Source organism: Nocardiopsis lucentensis DSM 44048, assembly GCF_000341125.1.
In the GTDB taxonomy this organism is placed as follows: Bacteria; Actinomycetota; Actinomycetes; order Streptosporangiales; family Streptosporangiaceae; genus Nocardiopsis; species Nocardiopsis lucentensis.
The window spans coordinates 1-379 of the sequence record NZ_ANBC01000202.1 but is presented as its reverse complement, the minus strand read 5'-3'; the positions used below and the strand labels follow the sequence as shown (position 1 = coordinate 379).

The 379-nt window shown below is 71.5% G+C and carries 1 pseudogene; it reads right to left on the bottom strand.

The features are described from left to right. Nucleotides 1-241: pseudogene (locus tag D471_RS33290) on the bottom strand (xanthine dehydrogenase family protein molybdopterin-binding subunit); the annotation flags it as partial. Between the last annotated feature and the right edge of the window lie 138 nt (nt 242-379).

The following is a 379-nucleotide window of genomic DNA, read 5'->3' as shown; positions in this document are numbered from 1 at the left end:
GCGGCTCGCCCGCCACACGCGGCAGGTTGTGATGGGTGAGCACGGCCAGGACACCGTCGACGGCCAGGGCCTCGGAGGTGTCGATGTCGGTGACGCGGCCGTGGGCGATCTCCGAGACGACCAGGACCGCGTGGGTGGTGCCCGGCGGGCGCTGCTCGGCGGAGTAGCGGGCGGCGCCGGTGACCTTGGCGTGGCCGTCGACCCGGTCGACGGCCCGGCCGATCTGTGATCCGGTGCTCATGCGTTCCCTCCCCGTCCTCGCTTTGACTCCACCGTCTCCAGGGCACGCACCATGGTCCGCTGGGCGAGTGTGATCTTGAAGGAGTTCATGCTCCGGGGTACGGCGTCGGCCAGCTCCGCCACGGCCGCGTCCTCGAAC